A 26,164-nucleotide genomic window follows, 5' to 3' on the forward strand; every position below is an offset into this window, starting at 1 on the left:
TGTGGCTCGATTCTGGCGTTCTATTTCTGGCATTTTCCTGGCTTATCAAGGCTTTATTGCGATTTTGTCAGGAGTTTGTTTGTTATATCAAAGGTTTATTTGTTTGCTACATAGTAGGGTTAAGGGGACAGGCATAGCTACACGCAAGTATACTGTTAATAATTGTAATGTCATGTTATTATTTGCTTATATGTTTTACGGGGGGATTAATATGGCATTTACAAGAGCATTATATTACCCTTGGATTGAAATCCAAGATGAGAGCTGGTTAAAGAACTCTCTTTTATATTGGGACTCGATACAAACAATTGTCCCCTATTCGATCTCTGATCCATATACAACTAAGACCTCAAACTATTTATATAACGAAGGGATTTTAATTCCACATTTTGTTGATTCTTCCTCTAAAGAAATTCGCTCTTTAAAAAAGCAAGTCATGGAGTATCTTAATTCCGATGAAGGATCTAGGTTATTGCTAACTGATCAAATAACTGAAACGGATGTTATTCATGCCGAAAAATTACCCTATGATTTTGAAGATTTGGTAAGAATACATCCTGAAAAATTACCTTATGCTCTTCAAGATAAAGCAAGGTTTCAACGCACTAAAGATGGTTTTATTCCTGTAGACCGCAGATTTTCGAATTATTATATGACACTGTTAGCTACAAAGATCTCTGAATCTTTAGGTCTTGGTTTGCTCTGCGAAGAAACATTAAACGATCAGCTTGCTACTTCGGTTAAATTAGACGCTAAAGTAAAAGTGATGAAACAAAGAATGAATATACATCGTGCAAGAGCCTTAAATGCAATAGATAGAAATAGAGATAAATATAGTTATAATGAACGACCTGAATACGTCTCTAAACAGCTTGCTCAAGGAGTTTTAGCAGATTTAATAATAGAGTCTGTAAAGGTTTCCCCAGACACAGATGTCAGTAAAATCATCGAATTCAGAAAAAATCATGCTGATGAGCTTGGACTTTTTCGGCAGAAAGTTGAAGAACTAACAAAGTCAGTTAACAACGATATGCCCTTAAATCATTTACGTCAACACATAAGTGATGTCTATATTAATGAGGTACAACCAGCAATTAATATACAAAAAAGAGCCTTGGATCAAAGTGGTATTAAATGGGCTGTAGAATCAACCCTAAAAGTATCTTTGCTATCTTTTGGTGCTACATCGTTTATGTCAACAATGTTTGGACTCTCAGTTCCACAAGCAATATTTACTGCATCTGGAATATCCCTTATCGCAAATAATGTTCTTTATAATATAGAGAAACAGTCATCATTGAGGAACAATCCGTACTCTTACGTAATGAAGGCAAATAGTATCTTCTAACTGCAAGGATGATTTATTTTTCACCTAAAGTTGAAACGTATACATATCGTTGTCATCGCTCCTACTATTTCTTTTTCTATACGATTCTCGTATATTACCCTTTTTTATATTATGAAATACATTTGAGGTGTTTTCATGTATCACGCTATTTATGAGGGGAAGCTCTTCAATATAGAACAGCATCTTCAATTACTAAGCATAGATCGTAATAAAGAAATTGATAGCCTAAAAAAAAGAGCTGATAAAGGTGCATTTAATTGTCCTCACTGCGATGAGAGCTTAATTGTCAAAGCTGGCGTTATTCGTGGTGTCTTTTTCTCACACAGTTCTGGGAAATCGTGTCTACTTACGGAATCATCTGAAGCATATAAGACGCAAGTAAAACGTGAGTCTAAAAATCATTCGGTAATTCGAGAGATCATACATGAAGTTCTAAAAAACCAAGAAAAGATCCGCCCCGAACTTCAGGTCGAGTATGGTTATATTGCTAAAGCTAAAGAGAAGTGGTCCCAATTCCCAGATATTATTCTAAAAAATCAAGGCAAAGAATTGGCTATCTCCATTTTAACTAATGTCGATCGATCAAGAGACAACAAACTTTCAAAACAAATAAAGAAAAGAAACGACTACTTTAGGGAGCACAACCTACAAACAATTTGGTTCATAGAAGAACCTGAACTTTCTTTAGATATTGAGAATCACGTTATCCATTTATGGGAATCTGAAATAGACCTTGCAGTAAAATCAACAGAGGATCTAAAATGGGATGAATTCTTAATAGGACTCAGTGATGACGCATTTGAACTTTTCCGAACTTTTGGTTTCTGGAGTAAAAATAGAGGCATTTCATTGGACACTCGTAGTCTATACTACGTGTACTCGACCCAACAAGGCATTGATTTTTCCGTTCATCGATTTATAATCGATGAGAATCAATTTCCTTTTCGTGCTTTTGCTCTAAGCGAAGGATATAGAATGAGCATATCTACAGCTCTTTCTTTTGATGGAAAACTTGCATTAAGTGACCCTAAACAAGAGATAACAGACCGCCAAAGATTTCATGAGGAATTTAATCAAAGAAACACCACTGCAGAGTATCAGCAAGAGGTTGATTCAAACCAAAGTATACTTGCAACGACCATTAGAAGCGGTCCCACACCAGAATCTTCTCTTCAAAATAGTACATTATCCTATACTGAATTAAAAAGTAAACTATATCACAAACTTGGAATGACCCAAAAGGAACAAGTAAGATTATGGCATACTTACGTGTTGAAATATGGGATAAGACAATTCGACGAGATCTGGCTTCTTGCTGAGCAACTTGAAACATTTGAACAGTTGGAGCTAGCTCTTTTAGAATACCTAGCATAATCAAGTAATAGACCAGTATTGAGGGGCTAACTCATTGCTGGTCTTATATTTTTCCAAGTCTTTTTTTTCGTCTTTTATCCCTCTACTACTAAACCGTTTCATTAATACTAACCAAAAAATCTTAAAAAAATAATTGTTGCTCGATAAAGTCTGCTGGCTCTATGGCCCCCATTTCTATAATTGTCTGAATGAGCAGGACTTTTACACCTGTTTGAAACCCAATGTAGATGCTTTCAGCATTTACTTTTAAGATTTTCCCGTGACCAAACACACGATGTTTAACGAACTCTCCTATTCTTAAATCTTTTTTATCCCTAATAGCTTTTGGATTAAAATGTGCTATCGGTTTCTCTGATTTCTGTTCACCTTTATCCGTTGGTGATACTTCCTTTGGTTCTGGTTTTGGTGGATTTAATATTCCACGAATTTCGGAGACAAACTGGGATTCTACTACTTTCTCACCGTCCCGCATCCTGTACGTGATTAACTCCAGGTCTTTTTCCGCTCTAGTCATCCCGACATAAAATAATCGAGCGGCTTCTTCTATGAACGCCTGGTCTCCTCCAGCACCTTTCTGGACGTCATCGTTCGAAGGTAGGATGCCATCTATCAAGTCAATCATATAGACTCGCTTAAACTCCAATCCCTTTGAGCTATGTAAGGTAGAGAATGTCACTACATTTTGATCTTTATTCGATTTCGAGTTTTTCATAATAGATTCTAGATGATGTAACCGATTCGCAAAATGCTCCATCGTATTCAAAGTATTTGCAATCTCTTCGAGAGTATTTAGGATACCGATCAAATATTCCTTGCTAAATCCAAGTTGCTCACACATTTTTTCAATCTTCTTTTCATAGCCCATTTGGTTTCGAATCACTCGAATTGCATCCAGCGGCGGAATGCCTCTCATTTGCCGAAATTTCGTTTTATAATCCAAAATTTGTTTTCGTTGAATTCCCGGAAATTCAATGTGATTTAGCAAATTGTCGAAGACAGATTCGTTATTTTCAATTTCACTTAATATTTCTATATGCTGTTTGGAAATAAATACGTTAAGTTTTGTTCGAATACTTTCCAGAATATCAAGACGCTTATCAGTAAAGGACATACGCATAAAGTTAAGTATATCTTTCACTATCCAATGAGAAAAAAAACGATTATCTGCATCTTTCATATAAAAAGGAATCTCAGCTCGATCAAATTCATTAATCAAGCTAATAGAGGACGAATTGTTACGGTAGAGAATCGCTACATCTCTAAGATTTTCTGCTTTTTTTATCTCTTGTACCAAGTATCTCGCCTGATATTGATAATCAGCAAAACTCTTGATTTTAATAGGTCTATGTGGTGGGTTTTTGGTAAACATGTTCTTTTCATATCTATTTTTATTTCGCTTAATGAATTGATTGCTTACATTTACAATTTCCATGGATGACCTATAGTTTTGCTCCATGAACAAGTCAAGTGCTTGAGGGTATGCTTGCTTAAAGTTAAGTAAATAAGATGGCTCTGCACCCCGCCAGGAATAAATCGACTGGTCGTCATCGGCGACAACACAAAGATTCCCATGTTCTCGAACCAATTTTTCGATAATTTTATGTTGAACCAAAGAGGTATCTTGGCTCTCGTCCGTAAGGACGTAATCATACCTCTTTTGATACTTCTGACGCAGTTCCCTATCACTCTCTAGAACCTGCTCTCCTATCGTTAGCATATCGTCGTAATCAACCAGTAACATTCGATTTCCCGTCTTCTTAAATGCTTCATATTCTTGTAGGATCTGCTCGGCTTTGGGAACCTCTACCTTAACGAACGACCACTTTTCTTGTGGGATCATTTTATTTTTTATGAAACTGATATAGGTGGTCAACTCGTCCATTTGATCGTCGGTAATTTTTTCACCAACAATTAATTTAAACAACCTCCGCAATATGATTTTCTTGTGTCGCGGAAAATTATCTGAGTCGATTACCTCCTGCTCCTCCATATCCAAATTTCCCTCAATGAATTGGAAGTCTGTCCTCGTTTTTTGGAAATACTCTTTAACAACTTCAAATGCTAAACTATGAATTGTTGAGAAATCAACAGGCTGAAGATCAGGAAAAAAACGTTTGAACCGCTCCTTCATATCACTTGCTGATACACGACCGAATGTAACTGCCTTAATTCGAGAAGGAACGATCCCCTTCTCTACGATGAGGTAGCCAATCCGCATGATAATGGTTGTCGTCTTACCTGACCCTGGTGATGCCAAAAGAAGCAGTGCACCTTCAGTCTGAAGAACTGCTTGCTTCTGGACTTCACTCAATGAAACTCCTATTTGATATTTCTTACGTTCAAAAAAATCTTCATTTGCAAGCATGCCCTAATACCCCACTACCACTAGTAATTTAAAAACATTATATCATTAGTTATAGTAAAAAGTGGAAAAACAGAGAGATAGGGATAAGGTTTATTATTTTAAATTTGCTCACCAGGACACAGTAACCAATATTCGGTAAAATAGGTTTCAATGTTGTATTAGTTTCATAATTTCTTGATAAAAGAACAGGGTAATTACTTTAAATCAGTTTGTAAAATATCATTTATTACTTTTATAATACCCATTCTCCCTCCTGCTCCTCCAAAGCCTGCGTGTAACTGAATTTTATAAGGTGTAATTTTCCTTCCTTGCTTCTCTAAATCATCTATAGCCCATTTAATCTTTCTAATCCGATAATCTCCAATATCTTCTGTTATTTCAGTTAGATACTGCCTTGTTTTTATCAGCTTTTCATGAAAAATTTTCCTCTTTTGACCCAAAAATCTTCTAATATTTGCAGGTGTAATTCTTATTGGTTTGCCGTCAACAATCATCAGGTTTTTCACTGCATGTTTCACTTGTAGTAAGAATTCCTCATCTCTTTGAAGCCAGTCTATTGTTTCTCTTCTTTTCTTTCTTTCTTTTACTCTCGGTGTCACTTGATCATACCATTCCCTGTCATTAAGATAGACCCATTGGTGAGCACCCTTACCTATATTCTTTAGTTCAAGCCGATTAGCATTGGGATTATTTTTTATTATGTTCAACCAGTCAGCCCTTTTTTTATTAAAATCCAAAGTAGGATTAATTTTTCTAACCACTTCTATCTTTCCTATAACCTTATTACAATTAAACATATCATCTAAATTTATTTCCAAGAATTGAATCAATAGAAGATGTCTTAAAACATTTCTAGTACTGCCCCTAGCATCCTTCCTAACAAAAAGTCTTAACCAATTTGTTCCATTTTCAATTTCAAAATTGCTTTGCATAAGTTCTAAATAGTCTATTGGATAAAAATCCAAAAAAGCCTTTAATAATTCTTTAATACACACTTGACCACTTTTTGTGGCGAAGCCTTTTTCTCTCAATCTATCAATGTAATAGTCAATAATAAATGTCGGCTTCTTTCTTTTCTGATTTTCATCCAATAGATAAGAAGCATTTTGAAGATACTTTAAATTAAGTCTTTTTGTTTTTATAGAATAGGGATCATTTAATACTTTTTGATTACAAGCACCTACGTCAGCACACGAATAATTTATCAGATTATGAGAACTAGCAACATTACTATTCGCCAAAGTAACCTCATGTTGTAAGCAGTAAAAAGCCCCAACTATTTGGTGTGACCTTCTCCAGTAACTTTCTCCCAACTTTTCAATATCATCTCTATAACATAGAGGACAGAATTTCAAAAAGTTATTAAGATTCACTTTAGACCCAGCAAGACCGATTTGATTTTCAAAACTAGTGCCAATACCCTCTACCATACCATTGTAAATATTCTCAGCATGATCTTCAGCCAGAAATGCTGTATAGAAGGGGAACAGTGTATGTTTAAGAATAAGCTCATCCATACTTAACTTTGAGTTATATGGCAAATTGCTCATAAAAAATTTTAGATATTGAGGGAACAATACAGACTTAAACAAGGTTTTCCCATTGAATAAGTCCTTACTTAAAGCCGCTTTGCTTATCATGCCACACTTTTGTTTATATCGTGATATGACACTATAAAGCAGTTCATCTTTGTAAACTAAAGGAAGAAAGTTCATCATAGGTCATCTTCCTCCTCTTTCCAATCACTCATCTCATCTATATAACCGCCTTCTAAAAGAAGTTCATAGGGGGATATTTCTACTTTGGAAGCTTGATTAAATAATGATCTAATATCATTCTTCAAGTAGTCTATCACTTTTTTTGTCTTTGTTTCGGGTAGAGTTGTAATTATATTCTTAGTTTGGTTTTGGCTTACATCCATTTGCTGTTCAATTATTTTGTCTTGCTGATCAAGAAGCTCAACTTTCTTTGTTATTGAGGTTACTTCTATTTTCCTTAAGTCTTCATACTGGGAAATTTTAAAAGGATTTCCTGATCGTAATGCATCAAGCATGGGCTTCATTAGTTTAAAGTTTTCCTTCACCGTTCTTTTGATAATTCCAGTAGTGAGCTCCTCTTTTCCGCTGATTATCGCTAAATGCTGGGCATTTATAAATAATTTAACAATTAAATCTGATACACCTTGAGTTTCTTCATAGAATAGTTGTATTAATTCCTCGGTTAATGGAGTAAATTTACGATTCCATTGGAATTTCCACATTGACTCCAGAAAGAATCGAAATTCTTGTTTATTTTCTAAATTATTCCATACAATCTCACCACTACCTGTAACTCTTCTAGCTAGTCTAAACTCGGTTTGGAAAATCGCATAGGAAGCTGGTGTACCAATAAAGACAACAGGAACACCGAACGAGTTCATCAGGGTTACAAAATAATTCATCATCTGATGCATACCACGATTCTGTATATGCTGTATCTCGTCAATCACTAACAGACCTAACCCTATGTTATTAGCAACAATTCCAATTAATGGGAGCATAGCATCTACAGATAAGTTTCGTGAAACATATTTTTTATAGTTATTTGTTCCCAGTAATTCATCTATCTTCATAAAAAATTGCAGGGATAATGCCTTGAGACTTGAATTATGCGGAGTTTGCAGTGTTAAATGTGCCAATTGTGTGTGATTGAAGTGTTGCTCGTTGTACGTATTATGAATGATAACCTGTGGAATACTCCTGAGAATCCTATTTATAGTTGTTGTTTTTCCCATACCTGAGAAACCAATTAGGAGCCCACTGCTGGCAGTAGTTCTAAAATCAATCCTATTATTAATATCATAAGTTCTATTTATTATTTGTTTACCCGTTGAATTAACATATTTATTGTATTCTTTATCAAATGGGTTTCTTGCTAAATACCCTTGATAAATTAGCGAAAAAATCATGTTCCAGATGTCAATATGTATAGGTAAAACCTGAAAAATCTTATACAGCCGTTGAATAATATGAATTCTGTAAGCACTATCCAATTCTCGTTCTTCTTCTTTAAAAGATGGATTCATTTTCAACTTCTGAATAATTGTCTTTTTATCAATTAAAGGTGGCAATGCCTGGATAAAAGGATTGCAGTTATATTCTTCAATAGGAAATTCGCTGTAATAAGCTTCGTATGCTTCCATTCCATTAGGAAGTTGAATTATTTTATTCATGATTCTCCTGTTCATCATTTTGAAGTTGTCTGAATAACTGTAATTCGTCAAGTTCTTCAGCATGAGGGTATGTGTCTTCGGTAATAGATATTTTTTTATTTATATTTCCTCGATGCAACAATCGCTCGTTTCGTTGATTCTCTTTAATACCTGCTAGACGCTTACTCTTACTTTTACTATAATCTCTTTCGGAGTCTGTTTTTCTTTTTGCATCTTTAACAATTTGCTCGATCTCGGTGAAAAGCTTTACTTTTTCTTGCAACTCCCTATCTTTGCTCTTCTCATCCATACTTTGTTCATATTCAGCCATCCGTTCTATTTCTTCTATTCCTTTATTTGCATATTTCGTTAGATGATCCAATAGGGTCAACTTTTGCAATCCCTGATTATTTTCATCAATTACATAGATATTTGTTAAATCTCGCGGGTCATAGCAGATTTTCACTTTCCAACTGCCCTTTATTCTTGATTTTTGAAACCATTCATTTTTAAGAGTGTATTCGGAAGCGTATAGCATCTTCTTATAAGAAACCCCTCTTGAAGTCACTGAAGCTGTGTCAGTTGGAAATAGGTGCGTTTTAATCATCTCTTCTGGGAGAGTTCTCAATTGTCCTTTCCTATGCCTTAAACCATGATTCCAAATTTCGATTGGTATCTTTTCTACTTTTTCTTCCAACATTAATTCATCTAATATGTAATCTTTTAGAACATGGCTTTTGTTGTGAAACAACACGCACTTCAATATTATCTCTGTAAATTCCTCAATCGTTAAATTAGCCTTCAATCTATATTCAGTTTCTCCGCGTCCCTTATTGCCCTTTCCATTTATAACAACACCATCGGCAAAGGGCTTAATCCTCGAATTCATCACCGAGAAGGCAACCTCTATAATTCCTTTGTAATCAGCATGGTACGGTGGGCTATTTTGTATCGTTATCCCCAAGCTTTCTATTGCATTTTCAATCTGTTTCCCCACGAGTTCACCTCTATCTGCCATCACACGAATCGGCACGCAATAGGGCCATTCATCATCTTCAATTTTGATGCCATATTTCGAAGCAAACTCTTTTTTTGAAGTCATACTGTTTGCGAGGGCGACCATTGCTCCACTATAAGAATTTAAAGATTCATAGCTAATGTTAACCCCCATAATGAGGCGGGAGTACACATCTATCGTTAAAAAGACAATTGGGCGACCAACAATTAAATCCCTCGAAACGCTTGATACAAGGTAAATATCAAATAATGTGCTATCAATTTGCCAAAGCGAACCACATGCTCCACCTGCATCTTGGGTCGAATCCCCGATAATTGTTCTGAAATTTTGTTGGTATACTCTGGTTCCACTCCTTTTAGATATCTCTACTTTGCTGTTATTCAATTTCTTAAACCAATACAAAAACTGTTGATACGTCGGTAGTAGAGAACTGTCGGAAAGTACGGGAATTTTTATTCCGTTTTGTTCAACATGCTCTTTAGCGAAAAAATCTCTGAGCATCAATTCATACGTTATTTTTAACGAGTTTTTCCGTTCGGAGTAGAAATAACGATTGAGTGCCACCTTAAAAATCTTCTTCATATTTTCATCAACATTCACACCCACTCCTTTTTCTCCATATCGCGGTTTTCCACGCTTTTTATCACTATTTTTTCTTTCCTTTTGTCTTGCACCACATCTATAGTAGCTAGGCAACAGACTGTTCTTTGTTTTGGCACCCTGCCAATAGCGGACAAGTAAGTTTTTCACTCCGTTATAACTCACCTTAAAGATCTGCATTGCTTCTTTTATTGCCTTTTCTCTATATTTACTGATATAAATTAGTTCCTCGGTCTCTAGATTGTTTAGTATGTGTCTTACAACCTCCCAGGCATGTTTTCTTTTAGTCTTTTCTGCTTCGCTCAAATCCTCTTCAAATGCAATCCGGCAGTAAGCATCTTCTTCCATTATCAGTAATTTCGATTGCTCTTGCAGTACTTCAAGTTCCTCAAGTTTCAAAGGATATGACAACCTGTTACTCCCCATGTCAATCACATATATAATAGAAGTAACTCGATTTATATACAGAACTCTAATTACTTTTCCGTCTCCGTATTTAAGCAACATGTTCTCTACATATCTCATTGCAATCCCCCTTTTTCAAATCATCATGTCTTTAACTCTTAATGACAAATCGATTTTGTTTCTCATATCAATCTTGATCTCTTTCTTAGCAATTAAGAATCTAAACAAGTACAACCCAGTACCTTTAGATGCCCCCTCCCTTTTATCGAAATCCTTTAAAATATTACTTAAAATAAAGTCGTGATTATTCAATAGATGATTTAATAAGGTAACGGAAAGCTGGTCTTTGTCTACTTCATTTGATTCTGTCACCAACATTGTCTCTCTAACCCATTCAATGTTCTTAGCAAATTGCCTCAGTAATTGTTTATCCGTCGTTATTTTCCACTCAATTCCTTTTGCTCGCCAATATCGATTTTCGATTTCCATTTTTTCAAAAGTGATCTTTCTACTAAGCTCAGACGAATCTTTAATAGACCTAGCAATATATCTTTCTTTACCATTTGGGTCTCTTATTGTTAACAAGAAATTTGTCGTTAGCACTAATGGTTCTCCCGACTCTTTATCACAAAATTTATCTAACCTTAGATCCTCTTTATTATCAATTACCTCCATAACATCCAGTAAAGGGAAACATTCTCTTATATCAATCACGTCGTCATTCCATTCATACATAAGAAATGCACGTAACTGAACGTCCGAGTGGAGATGGTGTATGCGATTAGTTTTAATACCAAATATTCTTGTAGCTCTGCCTTTCGAGGAGAAATCGTGGGTTTTGGTCCATGGAATGTAATTCTTCCCAACTCCAGCACCTCTTCCTTCTTTTATATATCTGCTTCTTTTATCTTTAGTCCAGATACTCATCGTGACCTCCTAAAGTTTTCGGTTCCTTTTACTATCAATTCAATTACATTGTTTCTAGTCAAAATTTAAGAGCCATAATCACATAGGCAATTTCAACCGTTTTTTTTAACGGTAACCTACGTGATCATGGCTCTTATCATTTTTTATAAATTTACTTGAATATAGATGTCATCCAAATCATCTTGAAGTAATCCTAGGTAACGCTTCGTCTCTGCAATACTCCGATGGTTTAAGGCAATTGATATGTAGTCCAATGATATTCCTTGCTTGAAGGCAAAAAAGCCCCAGACCTTTCTCATGCCGTGCGTGCCGAATGGCTCAGGTATTGAACACATGTCACATGCATGATCCAGAATGGAATGAGCTTGCTGGCGGCTAATTGGCCTATTCTCACCCTTCCTGCTTCGGAACAAGTACAATTCCGGATTGTTAACCTCATATTCCAGTGCATATTCTTTTATCGCTTTTGCTAGATTCGGCGTGATAGGAAATCTTTTATATTTCCCCGTCTTTTTTTCGTTTATCTCAATGTACTCGGTTGGCTTCTTATTCTTCCATATATGCTTTACTTGAAGTTGTAAGATATCGGATATTCGGAGAGCTGATGATATCCCCACTTGAAACATCAAGTAATCCCTCACACTTTTTGATTTCAGATAGCTCTTAACAACTTCTACTTGTTTTTTCTCTCGGATTGGGTAAACCATCTTCATTCTGCTACCTCTCCCGCTCTAACCTCTTTTTTCTCAATTGTTCTTCTCTTTGATTATACTGTTTGACTACTTCGCGATCCTCGTATAGATGCTTTAACTTTTCCGCCGCCTTTGCAATCAGTGGATCCATCTGATAAATTTGCTCCAGAAGTTTTTCATGCTCAGTCATTTCTTCCTTTTTATCATCATTCTCCACTATAATCACCATTTTTCCACTAAAATCCACCAAACTTACAAAAATAGTATATCAGGACCATTTAGTAAGATACAAGATAAAACAGAAAAATATGAAATTGACCCTTTTTCAGAAATCCCACACCTAAAGGATTCTTAGGTTGACTTAATCAGGTTGTGTCAATTTCAATTATATCCCAAAATATGGTATACTCCTTTAATATAAACGCGGAAATTCTGAGGGGGATCATTTTTTGGAAAGAGATTTTAAGTATTTTAGAGATAAATACGGGACAGCTGGGGCAAGACAAAAATTCGAATCATCTTGTTTATACCTGTTAAGAAAGAAACATGGTGAAGAGGTTCAAACAATTGAGCCAAACCCCGGTGATGATGGTATAGACATCATGATCGGCGACTTCTCACAACCTATTGAAATATACCAATGCAAATATTTTATTGATAAATTTGATGATAGCCAAATTTCACAAATAAGTAGTTCCTTTAAATCCGCACTTAACTCCGAAAAATTCACTTTCAATAAATGGACCTTATGTGTACCAATTGATTTCGATACAATTCAAATGGCACGTTGGTCAAAATTGAAAGCAGAATTAAAAGATAAACATAATACAATCGAAATTGCATTGTTAACACAAAGTACACTTATTATTGATATGAAAGACCAGGGAATTTACAACTCCCTTTTTGATGTAGAGTTAGAAAATAAACTTAATACTATGCTTGAAATTATGAATAAAGAAAAAAGGACTCAAGAGACTCAAGAGAAGAACTTTAATTATATCTGTAGAAAGATCTTTGCTATGCTATTGGACAGAATAAATATTTTATTGGAGATATCCTCCGCCGCCCCTTCAATGCATGGTTTTGGAAGTGAAAATACTGATGAAAAGTTGAAAGAAGCATTCAGAAAGCTATTAACTCTAGATAGTGACTACCGTGAAAAACTATCAAAAAAGGTTAATGACTTAAAGTTAATTAGCATAAGTCTATTTGAATTAGTTGATTTATGCCAGGAATATTTAAATAGTGAGTCAAAACAAGTGGATGAAATAATTAGGTTTGCGTTCCTTAGTCCAGCTGAAGTCTATGAAAACAAAAATGTTACATTTCAGGTATTAATACTGAACACTATAGAATACCTTGTCGAACAAAGTAATATGTTAAAAGATAAAATGTCCTTATCTGACCTACAAAGTCATGATTACAGTAGAAAAAATCGGATTTATCATTTTAATAATACCCTTAGTAAGGACGTTCAAATAAAATCATATGTAGAGGAAATTATAACCACTACAAGTGAAATTGATAGTTCTGTTGTTTATCATGATTATCCGAGCGGTCTTTGGATTTCAGATCAAAATACAGAAATAATAATTACTGAGTATTCATCCTCCAATGAAGGAATTATTAATCATATAACCAACGGGCATACGGGAATACTTGATGGAAATCTACACAGTGTATTCCCATATCCCGTACATATCTTTTTAGCTACACGCTTAACAAAAGATGAAGTATCTAAATTAGTTTACTTAAAAAACACAGCAAATGTCATATACCATTTTATGATTGATGAAAATGATGCTCCGTGGGATTATCTTTTTTAACCAAAAGTACGGGCTTATTGCCGTACTTTTTCTTTTATAACATAATCTCTTGTCATAATCATTCGTTATGCAGACATCTTTGCATTTTTGTATGAACAATACTACAGTTAAATGCTAAAAGATCAAAGCATGATACTGGATCTCATCTTAAAAGAAGAATTACTTAGCAATCCTCAACAATGATTCCTCCCCATTTTCCGCTTGATAGTTAAGCTGTTCAACAAAAATATACCACAATTTCTATGATTAGTTTTGATACATGTTTTGATTATATTCCAATGTTAGGCACACAAAAATCGGGTCTCTTTAATCTGCGTCAAAATGCACACATTTTGATACTCATCATATATCATCAACGGTGGTCTTCCCCCCTTATTCTCCAAATTATTTTATGGTATAATTTTACTGGAGGTGTAATAAGTATGAGTTCTTTTTATAAGGTAGAGATCATCGCACGGACGGGTGATCATAAGGGAAAGGACGAACATTTGATCAGTAGAATTGCACACATATATGAGGAGTCTAGCGAGGGAAATTTAAAGGGGAACTTGATTAACGATTTGACTGGACAAGAGCAGAAATCATATATTACTTTATATAAAGATGAAGTCAAAAGGCTATAATAACTGGGGGAATCATGATGCGAAAGGAACAAAAACACCATTCCGAGCCAAGTGCTTACCAAGAAGGCAAAACACATCTATCACCGGCACAAGTAGACCTACTTCAAGATATAGCTTGGATTGTTTATCGTGATCGTGAACATTTTGATAATCTTTCACTTAACTACGCACCAACAGGTCTTATCGGAATTTTACGTTCTCAAGCGGATGTGAGATTCACAAATGAAAGTATTTCTAATGAAGAAAAAGACCGTTCAATAATTCTAATTGATCAACTCTCAAAAATGATTACAGAATAAAAATACGTTTAAATATTTAAAAGCGACCTGTATTCTGGGGTCGCTTTTTAACATAATGATCAGTTATGTAGAGGGTTCCTTCAAACATGGAATTAATGGAACCTTTAATACATTTCTCTATCTTCAAAGAATCTCTTATTATGAAAAAGCAAAAAAAGATAGGTAGGATCCCTATCTTCATTTTATCTATATAACCCTGGCAAGATATTCGGTACACTCAGTACCGAATGTCTCTGCACCTCGCTTCCCCATGTAATGTATTGGGGGGACCCAGGGAGTTGCCATGTTTAGTGCCGCCTTAAATAATCCGGTTGACTAGCGGCTTTTTCAATTCTTTTCATTGTATATCCATCACACAATTCAAACAGGTCATTTCTCCATCCAATACTATCATAATTCCTTAAATTGTCAATATCTGCCCCAAATAAATATCTCTTATTGTCCTTAATAATTCCATATTTAATTGATGCAGTACCTGGCTTGCTTATCAAGCCTACAAGTTGCGGTGGACCTCCAACGGTATAATCATTAGTATTAAAGATTGTATCACAGAAACAATGAAACACATTTCTGGAAGTATTCCTGTTGTTACTGTCACCTGCCTGATATCTGTTTGTATAATTTCGCTGAAATTCACGAGTACCGGATCCACTAACAAATAAAACATCTGAATTAGTAGGTAAGTCCATTTGCTCAGACGTCCAGTCTTTTCCACGCCGCCATTTTAAGAGTTGACCTTGAAAATGGCGACAATGCTCGTAATCCCTTGAAATATGAATGATTTCTACGACTTCAATTATTCCTGCTATACTGGTAGGATATGTTTTAAGTATCTCAATTAGTTTTTCTTTTACAGCTGAGAATTTCTCCTCGCAGGAAGCCCTTGGTCCAAATAATAAACCACAATCAGCCATTTCTACTATTTGAGCTAGAACCATTGATGGGAATAGAGCATCACCACAGTATGCCAAAATGTCGGGATGGTTATTGCACGCAAATACTTTCTTACCATAATTGAATTCGCCAATCTTCCCCCATGTAATCTTACTATCACTTGCTATATAAGCTGATGTTGGTCCTCGAGAATCAACACCTATCCAAGATACTAGTAGCGTCATGTTTCCTCCATTATTTATATGTTTGCATCACATAGTTCTTCTCTTGCCTCTATTTATGAAAACTTCGATAAATTATTAACTTATGGAAGACTACCTCAATAAAGTTATCTAAGATTTTCTCGCTCACAATTAATCAATCATCAAGACTAAATTTCTTTTACCAATATGCACATGTATCAATTCCTATTATATATTACTTAGTGCAATATTGGGAATATTATCCTCAACCATTTCTTTAAGTCCATATCTTTCTTAGAATCAGTATATTCCCCAAAACTCGGAACAGCACACCTCATGATATTAATCACATATCTCTCTCGCGAATTGCTATTTTCAACTGCTATTAGTGATGACTCCAATTCCCCCCTAATGTTCATTTGTTTTTTTACATAATCATTAGTTATGAAGACAGTTTTCCGTTGATCAGTCCTGTGCTGATTCAATTCAGTTCAAAGGAATCTTTTATTCCCATCATCAAACTATTTTTAGGGTAATTTATTTTCAATTAGTACAACGACATTTTTAAACCAGTGAACAATTTCAGACCCATCTTGACCAATAAAATCGAATAAAGGCTTTCTAATGACTAATCTACATTCGTCTTTCTTTTTCCGATCGTAATAATCAACCTCTCCCAGTTCGCTCAATGCAGACTTAGATTCTTTATGTACCTGTAATATTGCTTCATTTTTACTCTTCTGCTCCTGGTCATTCCAAGTATCTTTTATATAAACAATACATTCCGGAGTCATATCACCTTCGGAGCTTTTTAACATAGGGGTACGGTAATACCAATCTGTTCCAAATCGAAAACCAATAAAAATATCAAAATTACGTATAGTTCTACGAAATAATTTATAATTACTATTCAAAGTTTCGATTTTGGGATCAGTATCACTTCTCATTTCATTCAATACAAGATCGAGCTTCTGCAGTATACTGCTGTAATAAAAAAGTGACTTGATTTCTTTTTCATGAAATGGTTTCATTTCCATCACCTCAAAGTATTCGATACAGTATTGTAAATAATTAGATTCGAATTCATTGTTGCAACTCGATTGTCTTATTTTATCTATAATTTCCTTATATGTTATTTCCACTAGATCTTGTGGTTTATCATTGTCATTCAATCGATATATTGATGGAGATAAAAAAATCAGTTTACTCTGAGATCTCATTTTTTTCAAGGCAATACTATAATTCTGCAATTGGTTGTCTTGAAGTCCCGCCCATTTTTTATTCTCAATTCCAACTAACATCCCGTCATCATATTCAATTAAAATATCAATTCGACCAAATCCTTCAGGTAGCACACTTTCAGTTTCAGCTTTCATAATATGTGCAGAACTTTCAATTCTGCATTTTTGTTCAAAGAATTCCCGAAATATCGGGGATATTCCAATCGCTTGAGCAATCACTGAAGAATAAGACGTTTCCTTTGTGCCCCAAATATCTGCAAAAAAATTTTCAATCATCAACATCCCCCAATTTCTTTCAATCCTTTCTAACGAAGAAACCACATCTTTTTTCGCAAACCCAAGCATAAAAGGCATCCATGATGTAGTCCTCATTTTCCGTCTCATGTATAAGATCCCATGCATCATCAATCAAATCACTTTGACACAGCGGGCACTTTGATATGGCATCCGAATACCCACATTGATCAGCACAAACACAATTAACAGTTGACAGAAATTTATCTTCATCAAGATATCGAACCACATATTCGACTTTTCTACGACAGTTCGGACACAATTCCATCTGCCCCCCTTAACTAAATGAACAAGTTTACTTTTTTTAAAAATGATTTACTCTATTGACAATTTTATCAAAACCATTTGAATTATTACTATTTTATATCATGGTTTAAAATACCGCTTTCCTTTCTCGACTCCTTATCTTAATCATTTTTTAATGATATGAATAACTTGAACCATTTTTACCTTTATCCACTAAAATATATCCAACGAATAAAACGAACGTATATTCCCATACTGTTACCAAGAGAACATTATCCTTTGGAAAGTAGGTGACTGACTGAAAATAAATATAAACTAAGGCAAGCGAGTTCGTATTATTGAGCTGGAGTCTGATTATCGTGTTTACATTATTGATGAAGCTTGTAACAGCCAACTGTGCAGAGTTCATGCTGATAATAAAACAGCTTATCTCGATGAGTTCTTTTATGACTAAGAAACACTTGATTAACCAATCCTTAGCATTTCGTCACCGACCAACACGTCAATAACTACCTCTTAAGTCATATATAATTATGTATACCATGGAATCTAATCGATTTCCATGGCCATCCATAGCTTCAATTTCATACTATAGAAATTACCTTTTATAACTACGGATTAACTTTAATAATTAGGCGATTCTATCGATTCTTTCGTTAAGCTTATCGAACTCCTCTACACCCATAATTTCCTTAAGAGCCGCCTTCTTCCTCTCCAACTGCTCCTCATACCATCCTTCAAATTCTGGTACTGGAGCCACTGGACTCAATACTTTTCGAAACCGGCATCTACTCTCCATCACTGTAATACTCCATTGATCTTTCTCGTCCGCACCCTGGCAATTTACCACGCCGTTTAGTGAGTAACCTCTCGGAGTCAAAATTCGGTCAATCAGATATATAATCCATTTGTCCGCTTCATAAAATCTTCCGTTAGAATCCCATATAATATGTCTTCGATCATCGGTCGGAATCCATTGAAGCCAGAGTCCCGGTTGAGTGCTAGGCGGATGATCATTTTCAATAATAGATGGGCATTCACGATTCCCATCACTTTCGTTTGGTTCAATGAAGAATCCCCCCTCCGTTCCGAATTTCTCGGCTTTTCCATGCCCTAGCTCCTCAATTCTTCATATTATAGTGCGGATCACATCCCCTGATAACTCATTTACTATCGGAGTATGTTCGACATTTTTGTTTTATCCTCAAGCACCTTTCTTCTCCGTAATCTCCATCTTTATACGCTTTATCATCGCGACCAACATCTTCCTAATCTCTATTGCTTGCTCATCCAGCCTTTCAAATACGTCTTAGCCAATCAGTCCGGCATTTCGGGCTTCCTCCAACCAAAATTGTGTCTCTCCAGCGGACCCAAGTGCTATATTTATGAAGTTGATCTCCTTTTGCATATATAAGTTCGCGTTTCCTTCGACCAGATTGGCGATTGTGGAAGTAGAGGATCGCATCACCTGGTTTCCAATTACCTGACGATCCTCCCACTTCCACCCCTTTACTATCTCTCTGATCTCACTAATCCATTTCATTCCTTTTTCGTAAACGTTTAGTTTTCGAAAGTCACGGACTTGTGGCTCCCTCATATGTTCCATTTCATGATCCCCCTAAAAATTCTGAGTAACTATTACGCAACCTCAACTATCCTTACAAAACCTTGCCCATATTCACTGCACCACGTTTAATATTTTATCCCTTTTCTTTTGATGAACGGATACTCCCTTCAATGATTTTAGAAATCGAATAGATAGGTATTTGATAATAGTTATTAAAGTCACAACCCAATGTTAATCCTAAATCCGATTTCTCGATTACTACTTCGTTTAACGATTTCGATACTAGTACAAATTCATCTGCCATTTCGTCTTCGATTTTTCCCCACGTTTCTACTCTGATCATTTCTTGGATGCTTTTATACTTCATTCATCCAAATCTCCTTATCATGTAGCAAAGTAGCAATTTCTGCTTATATTTATATTTTATTTATATGCAAGCGTCTGAATATGCTTTATCGGTCGAACCTGGTTTAACCCCTTAAATGATTGAAATATGCGAGAAATCTCTTTTGATACACCATGAATAGTGTAGTAATCCTCTCTTTGTTTCTTAATCAAAAAGGAAGATAACTTATGTCATCGTCTTCCGCAGAAGCGTAAATTGGCTTGTTCCGTACTTCCTCTACTTTTTTTACATGGCATTTAGATACATACACTTCATGAACCTTCTCTTCCCCGAAGATCTTTAGTACGGATTCTTCGGTAATTCGCCGTTCATTTCTCATTCCAGCTTGCTTCATAACTTTTGCTATATTTTCTGCCTTTTCAAATATCGTTGTATTTGAATATTGTGGAATACGGTAAAATGAAATATAGCTGTACTTACCAACGCCGTCTCTCGTATTCGAAATTCTTCGTGAATATATTTTTGTTGCTACTTCACGCAACTCCCGTGGGAGTGTGGAATGGTCAATTTTCACTACTAATCCGAGTAAAGCGAACAGATTCATTAGCCGCGATACCTCCGGTTGATCATATTCCATGTGTTCTGGTACATAGGTTGTAGCGACACAAAAAACATGATCGCCATGAAAATAAAACTGTCTGCTTACACGAGCCTCTCCATAGCTAATAAGAAATTTCAAAAGTGAAACATGCTTCCGTAGATACTCGTACAAGGTAGGATATCTTGTCCCGATTAATTCTTCTGCTCGTGAGAGAAACTCCAAGTTATCTCGATATCCTTTTATCCGTTCAAGTACCCATGCATCCTTAAGCTCCTCAAGATCCAGAAGTTTAGCCAACTCTTTACACGCATAGCTAAATCCTTCTTTCTTTCCGATGACCACACCATCCACAATTTCAATCAAATCGAAAATGCTGAGACCTATTGTCTTGTTACCTTTTTTAGAAAAATAGCGAAACACTCCGCTATCTGGATCCTTTGAAATCCAGCCGATAGCATTCTCCTGAATTTCACAGGGAAATTTCTCATCAGTTTGTTTGTTTTGCAAATTTTTAAAGATCAATTCGAACATATTAAAATGTAATGCATAGTCAACAAACTTTTGTTTCGTTTGTATAAACATGTACAGTTGGGAACGATGTTGAATTTTAACGAATTTTTCAAGTCTGCCTGATTCAATTAATGTCTGCCGAATCTTTCGTTTTTCGGCGACACCAGGTTTTACATAAATAGATTGATTATTCTCCCTGGACTGTTCCATCATGATTCTGTAAGCGGTATTTCTTAATTCCGTTCCAGTTGCCCCACTTTCTCTAGCATCTTCAACTTCTCTTCGGATCCGGTTAACCCTTTCATATTCCATCTTCTTGCTTTTCGCTTCAATAGTTCCCATTTCAACGACCTCCTCATGATTATTTGTTTCACCATGAGGATACGTAAAAAAACAATCACTTAAAACAAGTTATGTGTCGAGTCAGGTTGAACAACATTTCTATTGACATGAAGACTTAATCACATAGACATTGTTTTTATGGGATTACTTTCGGTAGGCAACAGTATTGGTCTTTAGTAACAAGGGTTTTCGGTTGCCAAAACAATAAGTAAAGCTTAGATCCAGCAATCTGTTTAAAGGTTTTTTGAAGGAGAAGACTTACGATGTTTTGGGAAATGAGGGAACAGTTTTTCGAAGCACTTTAATACCATGTTTACAAAAGAATACTCAGTAGCATGTATCCGAAAAGATGTGATAATGCTTTCTGAGTTTTATGTAAAATATTGGATGCATAGATATGTTACTTTAATTTTGTTCTTCAAAACCTCTGTTTCTCTCATCATAAATTTTGTGTATCCGCGACACACCATCATGATGCTTGACTTTGCAGAAATCAATCATGGGCGGCTTCATATAAGCCTTATATGCGTTTCCTTTATAATATAATCACTCTATTGAGATAAGCGGATGTTCTTCTGCAACAACCACTCCGGTCGCTCATCGTAAAAGAATTGACTGTACTAATCGCCTTCGCGAAAGGACTAAAAAACATAAACAATCTGCTTATAAGAGACATATTCTTCGATGTACCGCTTCAATCTACAGTTATCCGTAAAAGTAAAGAAAAACCACATTTTTATTGCAAAAATATCATTGTTGCATCAAGCCATTTGGATACTTCTGAAATAACAGCACCTCAACACATTACCAGTTTAGAGAGCGATAACGATTTTCATGTCTTTCGCATATCTTTTGAGTACAACCCCGCCCATAGGGGCGATATCAACAGATAGGTTCTGGTACCGCAGAAACGTTTTACCGGAGACACGATATTCGATAAGAAGCGAATTAATAAAAAGTCACTTTATTCGAGTAAAGCGACTTTTTTTCGTATATATAGGTAATATGTATGCTGAAAGTTACGTTTACGAAAACTGCTTCTATATTATTATGTATTCTGAAAGTTGATTACCTTTTCTTAAAACCAATACACAGATTACGTAATCCTTTCGCCGCGGCATACAAAATACTCTTTTTTACTCCGACAACTTTACTACAATATTTTGCATACTCAATGAATAACTGTGCGAATGAATAAGTATAGTTTCTTTGCAATGATACCGGAGAAGAGGGTAAAGGAAGTTATCCTCCATTTCCAGTCGATTCCTTGCATTCTCGAGGTAGTAAAGTTGGTACATAAAAATATAGAACCGTCTTAACATGCATTTTTATCTATGATCACATTAATATGTATGACTACCTCATAATAAACAACAAAAAAACCGCTCTATCGGCGGCTAAATAATACATTATGACCATAAAAGATAGTCAGCAATTTTTTCTTCATTATTTTGCAATGCTCGTTCATCATAGACTTCTTCAAGCATTAGTTCAGCAATGTATGGATTTACTCCAGGCAATCTAAGATACTCCCTAAAATCCAATCCTTCCACTTCACCGTCTTCCTTCAAATCTCCTTTTTCATCTTCCTCATCTGATTGAATATCCACTTCTTCTTGCCCATATAAAAACGGACTGAAATACGATATCAATTTGGAAAGAATCTCACCTACACGAGAAATGGTCACATCCAGGTCAGGATCAGGTCTGAAATATACTCCGATCCTTCTGTTACCCATGACGATATCATTATGAACTGCTTCTTTTATTGCCATATCATTTCTCTTAAAACTTTCGAAAACAGAGGTTTGATTAGAAGCGAAAAACAACTCCGCAAACGCCGGACGAATCCTTCGACCTACTGAAATTCTGTAGGATGCTCCCGACCTGCCGGCTCCTAAACTAACAATCAAATTATGCTTGTTATGCTTCTTGGCTTTAAATAGATTTATGAACTCCGGTAGAGATACCCTTAACTGCTCCAACATATACTCATTCACATCTTCTGATCTCTCTAAATCTAAGAGCCGCTTACCAACAAATGCTTTACCAACATGCGTCTTCGGTATTTGCTCATATTTATAGACCAGTGATAGCGGTGGATCTTGAATCTCGTTAATCGACGATAAGTTTGGAACAATTTCGAGCTTATAAAGATTGTTCAACCTCTCAATTTGTTCTAATGTATGTTGATTAAATTCAATTGCGTAAAAGTTGATATATTTGTGGCGGCTTCGTTGTATATGTTGCTTTACAATTGCTAAATGTTCTTTACAAAAAGAGCTGGCAATCCAGATGATACAGCCTTCACATACATCATCTATTCGGGGCAAAATCTTTTCCATCAAGTGGCTCCGATCAGATGGCTTAATCTGATTTTCAATAAAAACCTCAACCCGACGATCCCCATCTACGCCTAACATATCTACTTTACTTCGCCCATGAGGCATCTCTAATACAATTTGGTCCAACTCGAACCCCAATACCTTTTCCAGAACCTCTTTATGTGTCATCAAAAACATACTTAGTATAAATTCCTTTTCGCTTCCACCAATACTCATTAAAGATCTACCTCTCTATTTGGAGAAAGGGGTGATCACTTTCATCACCCCTCCCCCGTTTTTACTTTAGTTGACTTGAGTAAGTTCTTTATAATGCTCAATTAATTCTCCAACTTGACACATCACTTGCCATTTTGATTTTTCATTCCAATCGCATTCTGCAATTGTTTCGAATATTTGCACCAAGATCTCCTTCACATCCTTACTAATTGCCCTCTGGTTAACAAAATAATCATTTTGAATAAGCACTTCCTGCAATGAAGCCGTAGTGTCCTGGGCAGACAAAGCCTCCTTAAATGCGGTTTCGAGCAATTTGTAATATGGAATCTCCAAAGCTTCAGCCAGGGCAAACACCTTCGGAAGTGAAGGAGCCTTACGATCCCCATTTTCCAATCGAAAAATATAACTGGCGGATACGTTGCTAATTTCTTCCAATTCCTTCAAGCTATAGCCCCTAAGCAATCGAAAAAATTTGAGTAGCATCCCAAAATTCTCAGACACCTCCAACAGTTCCTTTTTATTTTCATCTTGTAACACTCCATCCTGATTCATACCAATTCCTCCTGTTCAAATTTTCTTGCAAGAATCCATTTTCTTTCTTATTAACCTTGTATTATAGGCATTTCCTCGAACATCAATAACTGCATTTATAACTATTCCCAGCCAGGATATTTCCTTTCCACTCTATCCCCTCCTATGCATTGGACTTCCTTATCCCTTGTTCCGCCTTCATTCATCGAACTTCCGACTCCGGTCTTTAACTTTCCTCAAAGCTTTCTTCTTTTTCTCGATCCCAATAATTGTGATGAGTATTAATTGTCCATCTGCATGCATACAGACAACTTCTAAACCCTCCTCAAGTCTCCAGCATATAAATCCCTCGAATTTAGGCAGGCACATCAATCGCTCGCTGATCTCTCCTGGATCGATATTCTGTTGACGACATCGTATTAAAAAATGATTTGTATATTTGAGCCTCACAAAATGATGTCCTCCTCCCATCGCCTTTTATGACTGAGTTGCCTGCAGAACATTAATGGAAACAACAATAAAGGGCTTCCGCTCCATTTCTGTGGAGTAGTAGCCCTTATGGGTTTTTGCAACTTAACTTGCATATTATCTTTAATTCTCGAATTTCGCACTCTCTCGCCCCCTCAAAAACGAACATATATTCGTCATGAGTAGTATAATATCAGGACCAAGGATTAAAGACAATGCTTGCCTAAATGAAGTTTATATGAATCTTTGCCTATATGTAATGGAATCTTTATTGTCGATAAAAACAGGTTTGAGTCTAAACTTATTAACAGGTTTCTTGGGGTTTTTCCACATTGTGGTTTGTGGATTTGGAGATTAAACGAATAGTGGGCAGGGGTGACTGAGCGACTTAATTATAGAATCTTTAATTCCCTGCTGGCTTCATACAGTACACCGGTCAATATCTACCCCATTTGCCACCTTATATTTCCTGAACCCGAATCGATCTCTACGGACTGGAACATCAGAGTGTCATCACGAACGTCAGCAAGAAAACCAAGTACGTTTTCAAGAAAATCTCTGATATTTAAAATCAGGTACTCCTCGTTATCAAATATGAGTATCAACTCAAATTTATCCGTAGCTTCCGCCTAGGTTACCCTTCGCATCTGAACCCTCCACTTTGCAGATGTACAATTCATTTAGTATCTATGTAGCAACCCCAAATCTCTCTTCGATCCCATGACGACCATATGCTTCGGCATTTATTATTTACTTCATTGATCATCCCCTCCAACCTCAACTCTTTTCATCCTCCACAATTCGAAACTAGATAGATCCTTATCCATTTCTCTTACTTCCTGGAGTGAGGCTTCAGCCGTAATCATTTCGAGGGATACGCCGAGTAAACCAATGAATTGTTTCTTCAAATCTACATGCTTTTCATGCCGGAACAGAGTCGTCAGCACTTTATTAATAATCGCTTCAAGTTGGTATTCCGATTTCTTATCGAAAAGCTCTTCAAATGTACATCGGTCTTTGAGTAGGTATAACGATATAAAGCGACTGCTTCTATGGCTGTTATGATGAGACCATAGTATCTGATCGACCGGAGTCCCCTCAAAAAGATGTCTTTGCATCTCATCGACAAACCTGATAAAAATATTCTGATCCATCCCATCTCCCCCTTATTTAAACGTTCTCCGGAAGTCTCGAACTATGCCCTTCTTAATACATATCTTCTTCACTACTATAGACTTTCATCGATTATCCATCCGAGTAGTCAATACTTTCGATTCTCAAGTTCATACATGAGGTATGACTAATTAACCCTTAATTTTTCGTTAAGATAGATTTTTTCTTCCTCAAGATCAAGCCAGTCACAATAATCTAAAGCTATATTCATTCCATCCGCTTCCACCCTACCACTAATATGACCAAAAACTGATTGAAAATCACCTCCATACTTGATCTCAAAATCTTTTATACGGCAGTTAATCTCCTCTAGTTTTTGCGTCAGTGATCTCTCTCTTTTATCGTAATAATAACATTGCAATTTTAAGCAGAATTCCAGATCGCTTCCGAAGAGCTGTGCAAGCTCATAAATTCCTTTGTAATCGATTTTATCCATTTCCTCTTTTGATAATATTTCTTCACAATGATTCTCATAGCGTTCTTTTACTCTCTTCGCTATGTCGCGAATATCATCTTGATCCATAAGATTACCCCTTCCTAT

23 protein-coding genes are annotated in these 26,164 nt (G+C 35.8%); 5 read left to right on the top strand and 18 right to left on the bottom strand.

Annotated elements, in window-relative coordinates; all coding sequences use genetic code 11:
• Together AC58UU_RS36880 and AC58UU_RS36885 are read left to right on the top strand one after the other, a co-directional pair.
• The coding region (locus tag AC58UU_RS36880) for a hypothetical protein (RefSeq protein ID WP_497322400.1) at window positions 1-1,348 on the top strand (1,348 nt) is incomplete at its 5' end.
• 135 nt (window positions 1,349-1,483) lie between these two features.
• Window positions 1,484-2,722 carry a competence protein CoiA family protein gene (locus AC58UU_RS36885; RefSeq protein ID WP_497322401.1) on the top strand — a complete coding sequence of 413 codons (1,239 nt, stop codon included), beginning with the start codon at window positions 1,484-1,486 and terminating at the stop codon, window positions 2,720-2,722.
• A gap of 121 nt (window positions 2,723-2,843) precedes the next feature.
• Here AC58UU_RS36885 and AC58UU_RS36890 read toward each other — a convergent pair whose 3' ends face one another.
• The 7 genes from AC58UU_RS36890 to AC58UU_RS36920 form a co-directional block, all read right to left on the bottom strand.
• The gene (locus tag AC58UU_RS36890; RefSeq protein WP_497322402.1) at window positions 2,844-5,087 is read right to left on the bottom strand and encodes an ATP-dependent helicase; all 2,244 of its coding nucleotides are present in this window, start codon (window positions 5,085-5,087) and stop codon (window positions 2,844-2,846) included.
• Between the two features lie 194 nt (window positions 5,088-5,281).
• Complete coding sequence (locus AC58UU_RS36895) at window positions 5,282-6,805, bottom strand: TnsD family Tn7-like transposition protein (protein ID WP_497322403.1); 1,524 nt, start codon at window positions 6,803-6,805, stop codon at window positions 5,282-5,284.
• On the bottom strand, window positions 6,802-8,298 hold the full coding sequence (locus tag AC58UU_RS36900; RefSeq protein ID WP_497322404.1) for an ATP-binding protein: 1,497 nt from the start codon (window positions 8,296-8,298) through the stop codon (window positions 6,802-6,804). Before AC58UU_RS36900 ends, AC58UU_RS36895 begins: the two co-directional genes overlap by 4 nt.
• Window positions 8,291-10,420, bottom strand: coding sequence for a TnsB C-terminal domain-containing protein (locus tag AC58UU_RS36905; RefSeq protein WP_497322406.1), 2,130 nt, complete (start codon window positions 10,418-10,420; stop codon window positions 8,291-8,293). The genes AC58UU_RS36900 and AC58UU_RS36905 overlap by 8 nt, the downstream gene beginning before the upstream one ends.
• Window positions 10,421-10,435: 15 nt before the next feature.
• Window positions 10,436-11,227 carry a TnsA endonuclease N-terminal domain-containing protein gene (locus tag AC58UU_RS36910; RefSeq protein WP_497322407.1) on the bottom strand — a complete coding sequence of 264 codons (792 nt, stop codon included), beginning with the start codon at window positions 11,225-11,227 and terminating at the stop codon, window positions 10,436-10,438.
• Between the two features lie 143 nt (window positions 11,228-11,370).
• Window positions 11,371-11,940, bottom strand: coding sequence for a tyrosine-type recombinase/integrase (locus AC58UU_RS36915; RefSeq protein WP_497322408.1), 570 nt, complete (start codon window positions 11,938-11,940; stop codon window positions 11,371-11,373).
• A gap of 4 nt (window positions 11,941-11,944) precedes the next feature.
• Entirely contained in the window at window positions 11,945-12,136 is a 192-nt protein-coding gene (locus AC58UU_RS36920; RefSeq protein ID WP_497322409.1) for a hypothetical protein, read from the bottom strand.
• A 232-nt stretch (window positions 12,137-12,368) separates the two neighbouring features.
• Between AC58UU_RS36920 and AC58UU_RS36925 the strand changes: the two genes are divergently transcribed.
• The 3 genes from AC58UU_RS36925 to AC58UU_RS36935 all read left to right on the top strand — a co-directional run bounded on the left by AC58UU_RS36925 (window position 12,369) and on the right by AC58UU_RS36935 (window position 14,667).
• Window positions 12,369-13,745 carry a hypothetical protein gene (locus AC58UU_RS36925; RefSeq protein WP_497322411.1) on the top strand — a complete coding sequence of 459 codons (1,377 nt, stop codon included), beginning with the start codon at window positions 12,369-12,371 and terminating at the stop codon, window positions 13,743-13,745.
• Window positions 13,746-14,167: 422 nt separating this feature from the next.
• Window positions 14,168-14,368, top strand: coding sequence for a hypothetical protein (locus AC58UU_RS36930; RefSeq protein WP_497322412.1), 201 nt, complete (start codon window positions 14,168-14,170; stop codon window positions 14,366-14,368).
• Window positions 14,369-14,382: 14 nt separating this feature from the next.
• Window positions 14,383-14,667, top strand: coding sequence for a hypothetical protein (locus AC58UU_RS36935; protein WP_497322413.1), 285 nt, complete (start codon window positions 14,383-14,385; stop codon window positions 14,665-14,667).
• A gap of 287 nt (window positions 14,668-14,954) precedes the next feature.
• Here AC58UU_RS36935 and AC58UU_RS36940 read toward each other — a convergent pair whose 3' ends face one another.
• The 11 genes from AC58UU_RS36940 to AC58UU_RS36990 form a co-directional block, all read right to left on the bottom strand.
• Window positions 14,955-15,785, bottom strand: coding sequence for a hypothetical protein (locus AC58UU_RS36940; protein WP_497322414.1), 831 nt, complete (start codon window positions 15,783-15,785; stop codon window positions 14,955-14,957).
• Between the two features lie 485 nt (window positions 15,786-16,270).
• Window positions 16,271-17,368, bottom strand: coding sequence for a PD-(D/E)XK nuclease family protein (locus AC58UU_RS36945; RefSeq protein WP_497322415.1), 1,098 nt, complete (start codon window positions 17,366-17,368; stop codon window positions 16,271-16,273).
• A gap of 787 nt (window positions 17,369-18,155) precedes the next feature.
• Complete coding sequence (locus tag AC58UU_RS36950) at window positions 18,156-18,323, bottom strand: hypothetical protein (protein WP_497322416.1); 168 nt, start codon at window positions 18,321-18,323, stop codon at window positions 18,156-18,158.
• A gap of 92 nt (window positions 18,324-18,415) precedes the next feature.
• Window positions 18,416-18,592 (bottom strand): hypothetical protein, encoded by a 177-nt coding sequence (locus AC58UU_RS36955; protein WP_497322418.1) that lies wholly within the window; start codon window positions 18,590-18,592, stop codon window positions 18,416-18,418.
• A 241-nt stretch (window positions 18,593-18,833) separates the two neighbouring features.
• Window positions 18,834-19,130, bottom strand: coding sequence for a four helix bundle protein (locus AC58UU_RS36960; RefSeq protein ID WP_497322419.1), 297 nt, complete (start codon window positions 19,128-19,130; stop codon window positions 18,834-18,836).
• A gap of 94 nt (window positions 19,131-19,224) precedes the next feature.
• Window positions 19,225-19,458, bottom strand: coding sequence for a hypothetical protein (locus AC58UU_RS36965; protein WP_497322420.1), 234 nt, complete (start codon window positions 19,456-19,458; stop codon window positions 19,225-19,227).
• A 187-nt stretch (window positions 19,459-19,645) separates the two neighbouring features.
• Window positions 19,646-20,890: a hypothetical protein gene (locus AC58UU_RS36970; protein ID WP_497322421.1), complete on the bottom strand. Its 1,245-nt coding sequence runs from the start codon at window positions 20,888-20,890 to the stop codon at window positions 19,646-19,648.
• A 1,409-nt stretch (window positions 20,891-22,299) separates the two neighbouring features.
• The gene (locus AC58UU_RS36975; RefSeq protein ID WP_497322422.1) at window positions 22,300-23,451 is read right to left on the bottom strand and encodes a hypothetical protein; all 1,152 of its coding nucleotides are present in this window, start codon (window positions 23,449-23,451) and stop codon (window positions 22,300-22,302) included.
• Between the two features lie 66 nt (window positions 23,452-23,517).
• Window positions 23,518-24,003, bottom strand: a complete 486-nt coding sequence (locus tag AC58UU_RS36980; protein ID WP_497322423.1) for a helix-turn-helix domain-containing protein — start codon at window positions 24,001-24,003, stop codon at window positions 23,518-23,520.
• Between the two features lie 1,202 nt (window positions 24,004-25,205).
• Window positions 25,206-25,604 carry a hypothetical protein gene (locus AC58UU_RS36985; protein ID WP_497322424.1) on the bottom strand — a complete coding sequence of 133 codons (399 nt, stop codon included), beginning with the start codon at window positions 25,602-25,604 and terminating at the stop codon, window positions 25,206-25,208.
• Between the two features lie 146 nt (window positions 25,605-25,750).
• Window positions 25,751-26,146, bottom strand: a complete 396-nt coding sequence (locus AC58UU_RS36990) for a hypothetical protein (RefSeq protein WP_497322425.1) — start codon at window positions 26,144-26,146, stop codon at window positions 25,751-25,753.
• Between the last annotated feature and the right edge of the window lie 18 nt (window positions 26,147-26,164).

Source organism: Paenibacillus sp. JT22N1, from assembly GCF_059692155.1.

What these genes read in the sequence shown, in the direction of transcription:
- AC58UU_RS36960 (WP_497322419.1), bottom strand. Translation starts at nt 19,130, where the DNA reads ATGGAACATATGAGGGAGCCACAAGTCCGTGACTTTCGAAAACTAAAC.
- AC58UU_RS36910 (WP_497322407.1), bottom strand. Translation starts at nt 11,227, where the DNA reads ATGAGTATCTGGACTAAAGATAAAAGAAGCAGATATATAAAAGAAGGA.
- AC58UU_RS36900 (WP_497322404.1), bottom strand. Translation starts at nt 8,298, where the DNA reads ATGAATAAAATAATTCAACTTCCTAATGGAATGGAAGCATACGAAGCT.
- AC58UU_RS36915 (WP_497322408.1), bottom strand. Translation starts at nt 11,940, where the DNA reads ATGAAGATGGTTTACCCAATCCGAGAGAAAAAACAAGTAGAAGTTGTT.
- AC58UU_RS36985 (WP_497322424.1), bottom strand. Translation starts at nt 25,604, where the DNA reads ATGGATCAGAATATTTTTATCAGGTTTGTCGATGAGATGCAAAGACAT.
- AC58UU_RS36890 (WP_497322402.1), bottom strand. Translation starts at nt 5,087, where the DNA reads ATGCTTGCAAATGAAGATTTTTTTGAACGTAAGAAATATCAAATAGGA.
- AC58UU_RS36940 (WP_497322414.1), bottom strand. Translation starts at nt 15,785, where the DNA reads ATGACGCTACTAGTATCTTGGATAGGTGTTGATTCTCGAGGACCAACA.
- AC58UU_RS36990 (WP_497322425.1), bottom strand. Translation starts at nt 26,146, where the DNA reads ATGGATCAAGATGATATTCGCGACATAGCGAAGAGAGTAAAAGAACGC.
- AC58UU_RS36945 (WP_497322415.1), bottom strand. Translation starts at nt 17,368, where the DNA reads ATGAGACGGAAAATGAGGACTACATCATGGATGCCTTTTATGCTTGGG.
- AC58UU_RS36905 (WP_497322406.1), bottom strand. Translation starts at nt 10,420, where the DNA reads ATGAGATATGTAGAGAACATGTTGCTTAAATACGGAGACGGAAAAGTA.
- AC58UU_RS36930 (WP_497322412.1), top strand. Translation starts at nt 14,168, where the DNA reads ATGAGTTCTTTTTATAAGGTAGAGATCATCGCACGGACGGGTGATCAT.
- AC58UU_RS36965 (WP_497322420.1), bottom strand. Translation starts at nt 19,458, where the DNA reads ATGAAGTATAAAAGCATCCAAGAAATGATCAGAGTAGAAACGTGGGGA.
- AC58UU_RS36935 (WP_497322413.1), top strand. Translation starts at nt 14,383, where the DNA reads ATGATGCGAAAGGAACAAAAACACCATTCCGAGCCAAGTGCTTACCAA.
- AC58UU_RS36980 (WP_497322423.1), bottom strand. Translation starts at nt 24,003, where the DNA reads ATGAATCAGGATGGAGTGTTACAAGATGAAAATAAAAAGGAACTGTTG.
- AC58UU_RS36950 (WP_497322416.1), bottom strand. Translation starts at nt 18,323, where the DNA reads ATGGAGAGTAGATGCCGGTTTCGAAAAGTATTGAGTCCAGTGGCTCCA.
- AC58UU_RS36885 (WP_497322401.1), top strand. Translation starts at nt 1,484, where the DNA reads ATGTATCACGCTATTTATGAGGGGAAGCTCTTCAATATAGAACAGCAT.
- AC58UU_RS36970 (WP_497322421.1), bottom strand. Translation starts at nt 20,890, where the DNA reads ATGGGAACTATTGAAGCGAAAAGCAAGAAGATGGAATATGAAAGGGTT.
- AC58UU_RS36895 (WP_497322403.1), bottom strand. Translation starts at nt 6,805, where the DNA reads ATGATGAACTTTCTTCCTTTAGTTTACAAAGATGAACTGCTTTATAGT.
- AC58UU_RS36975 (WP_497322422.1), bottom strand. Translation starts at nt 23,451, where the DNA reads ATGAGTATTGGTGGAAGCGAAAAGGAATTTATACTAAGTATGTTTTTG.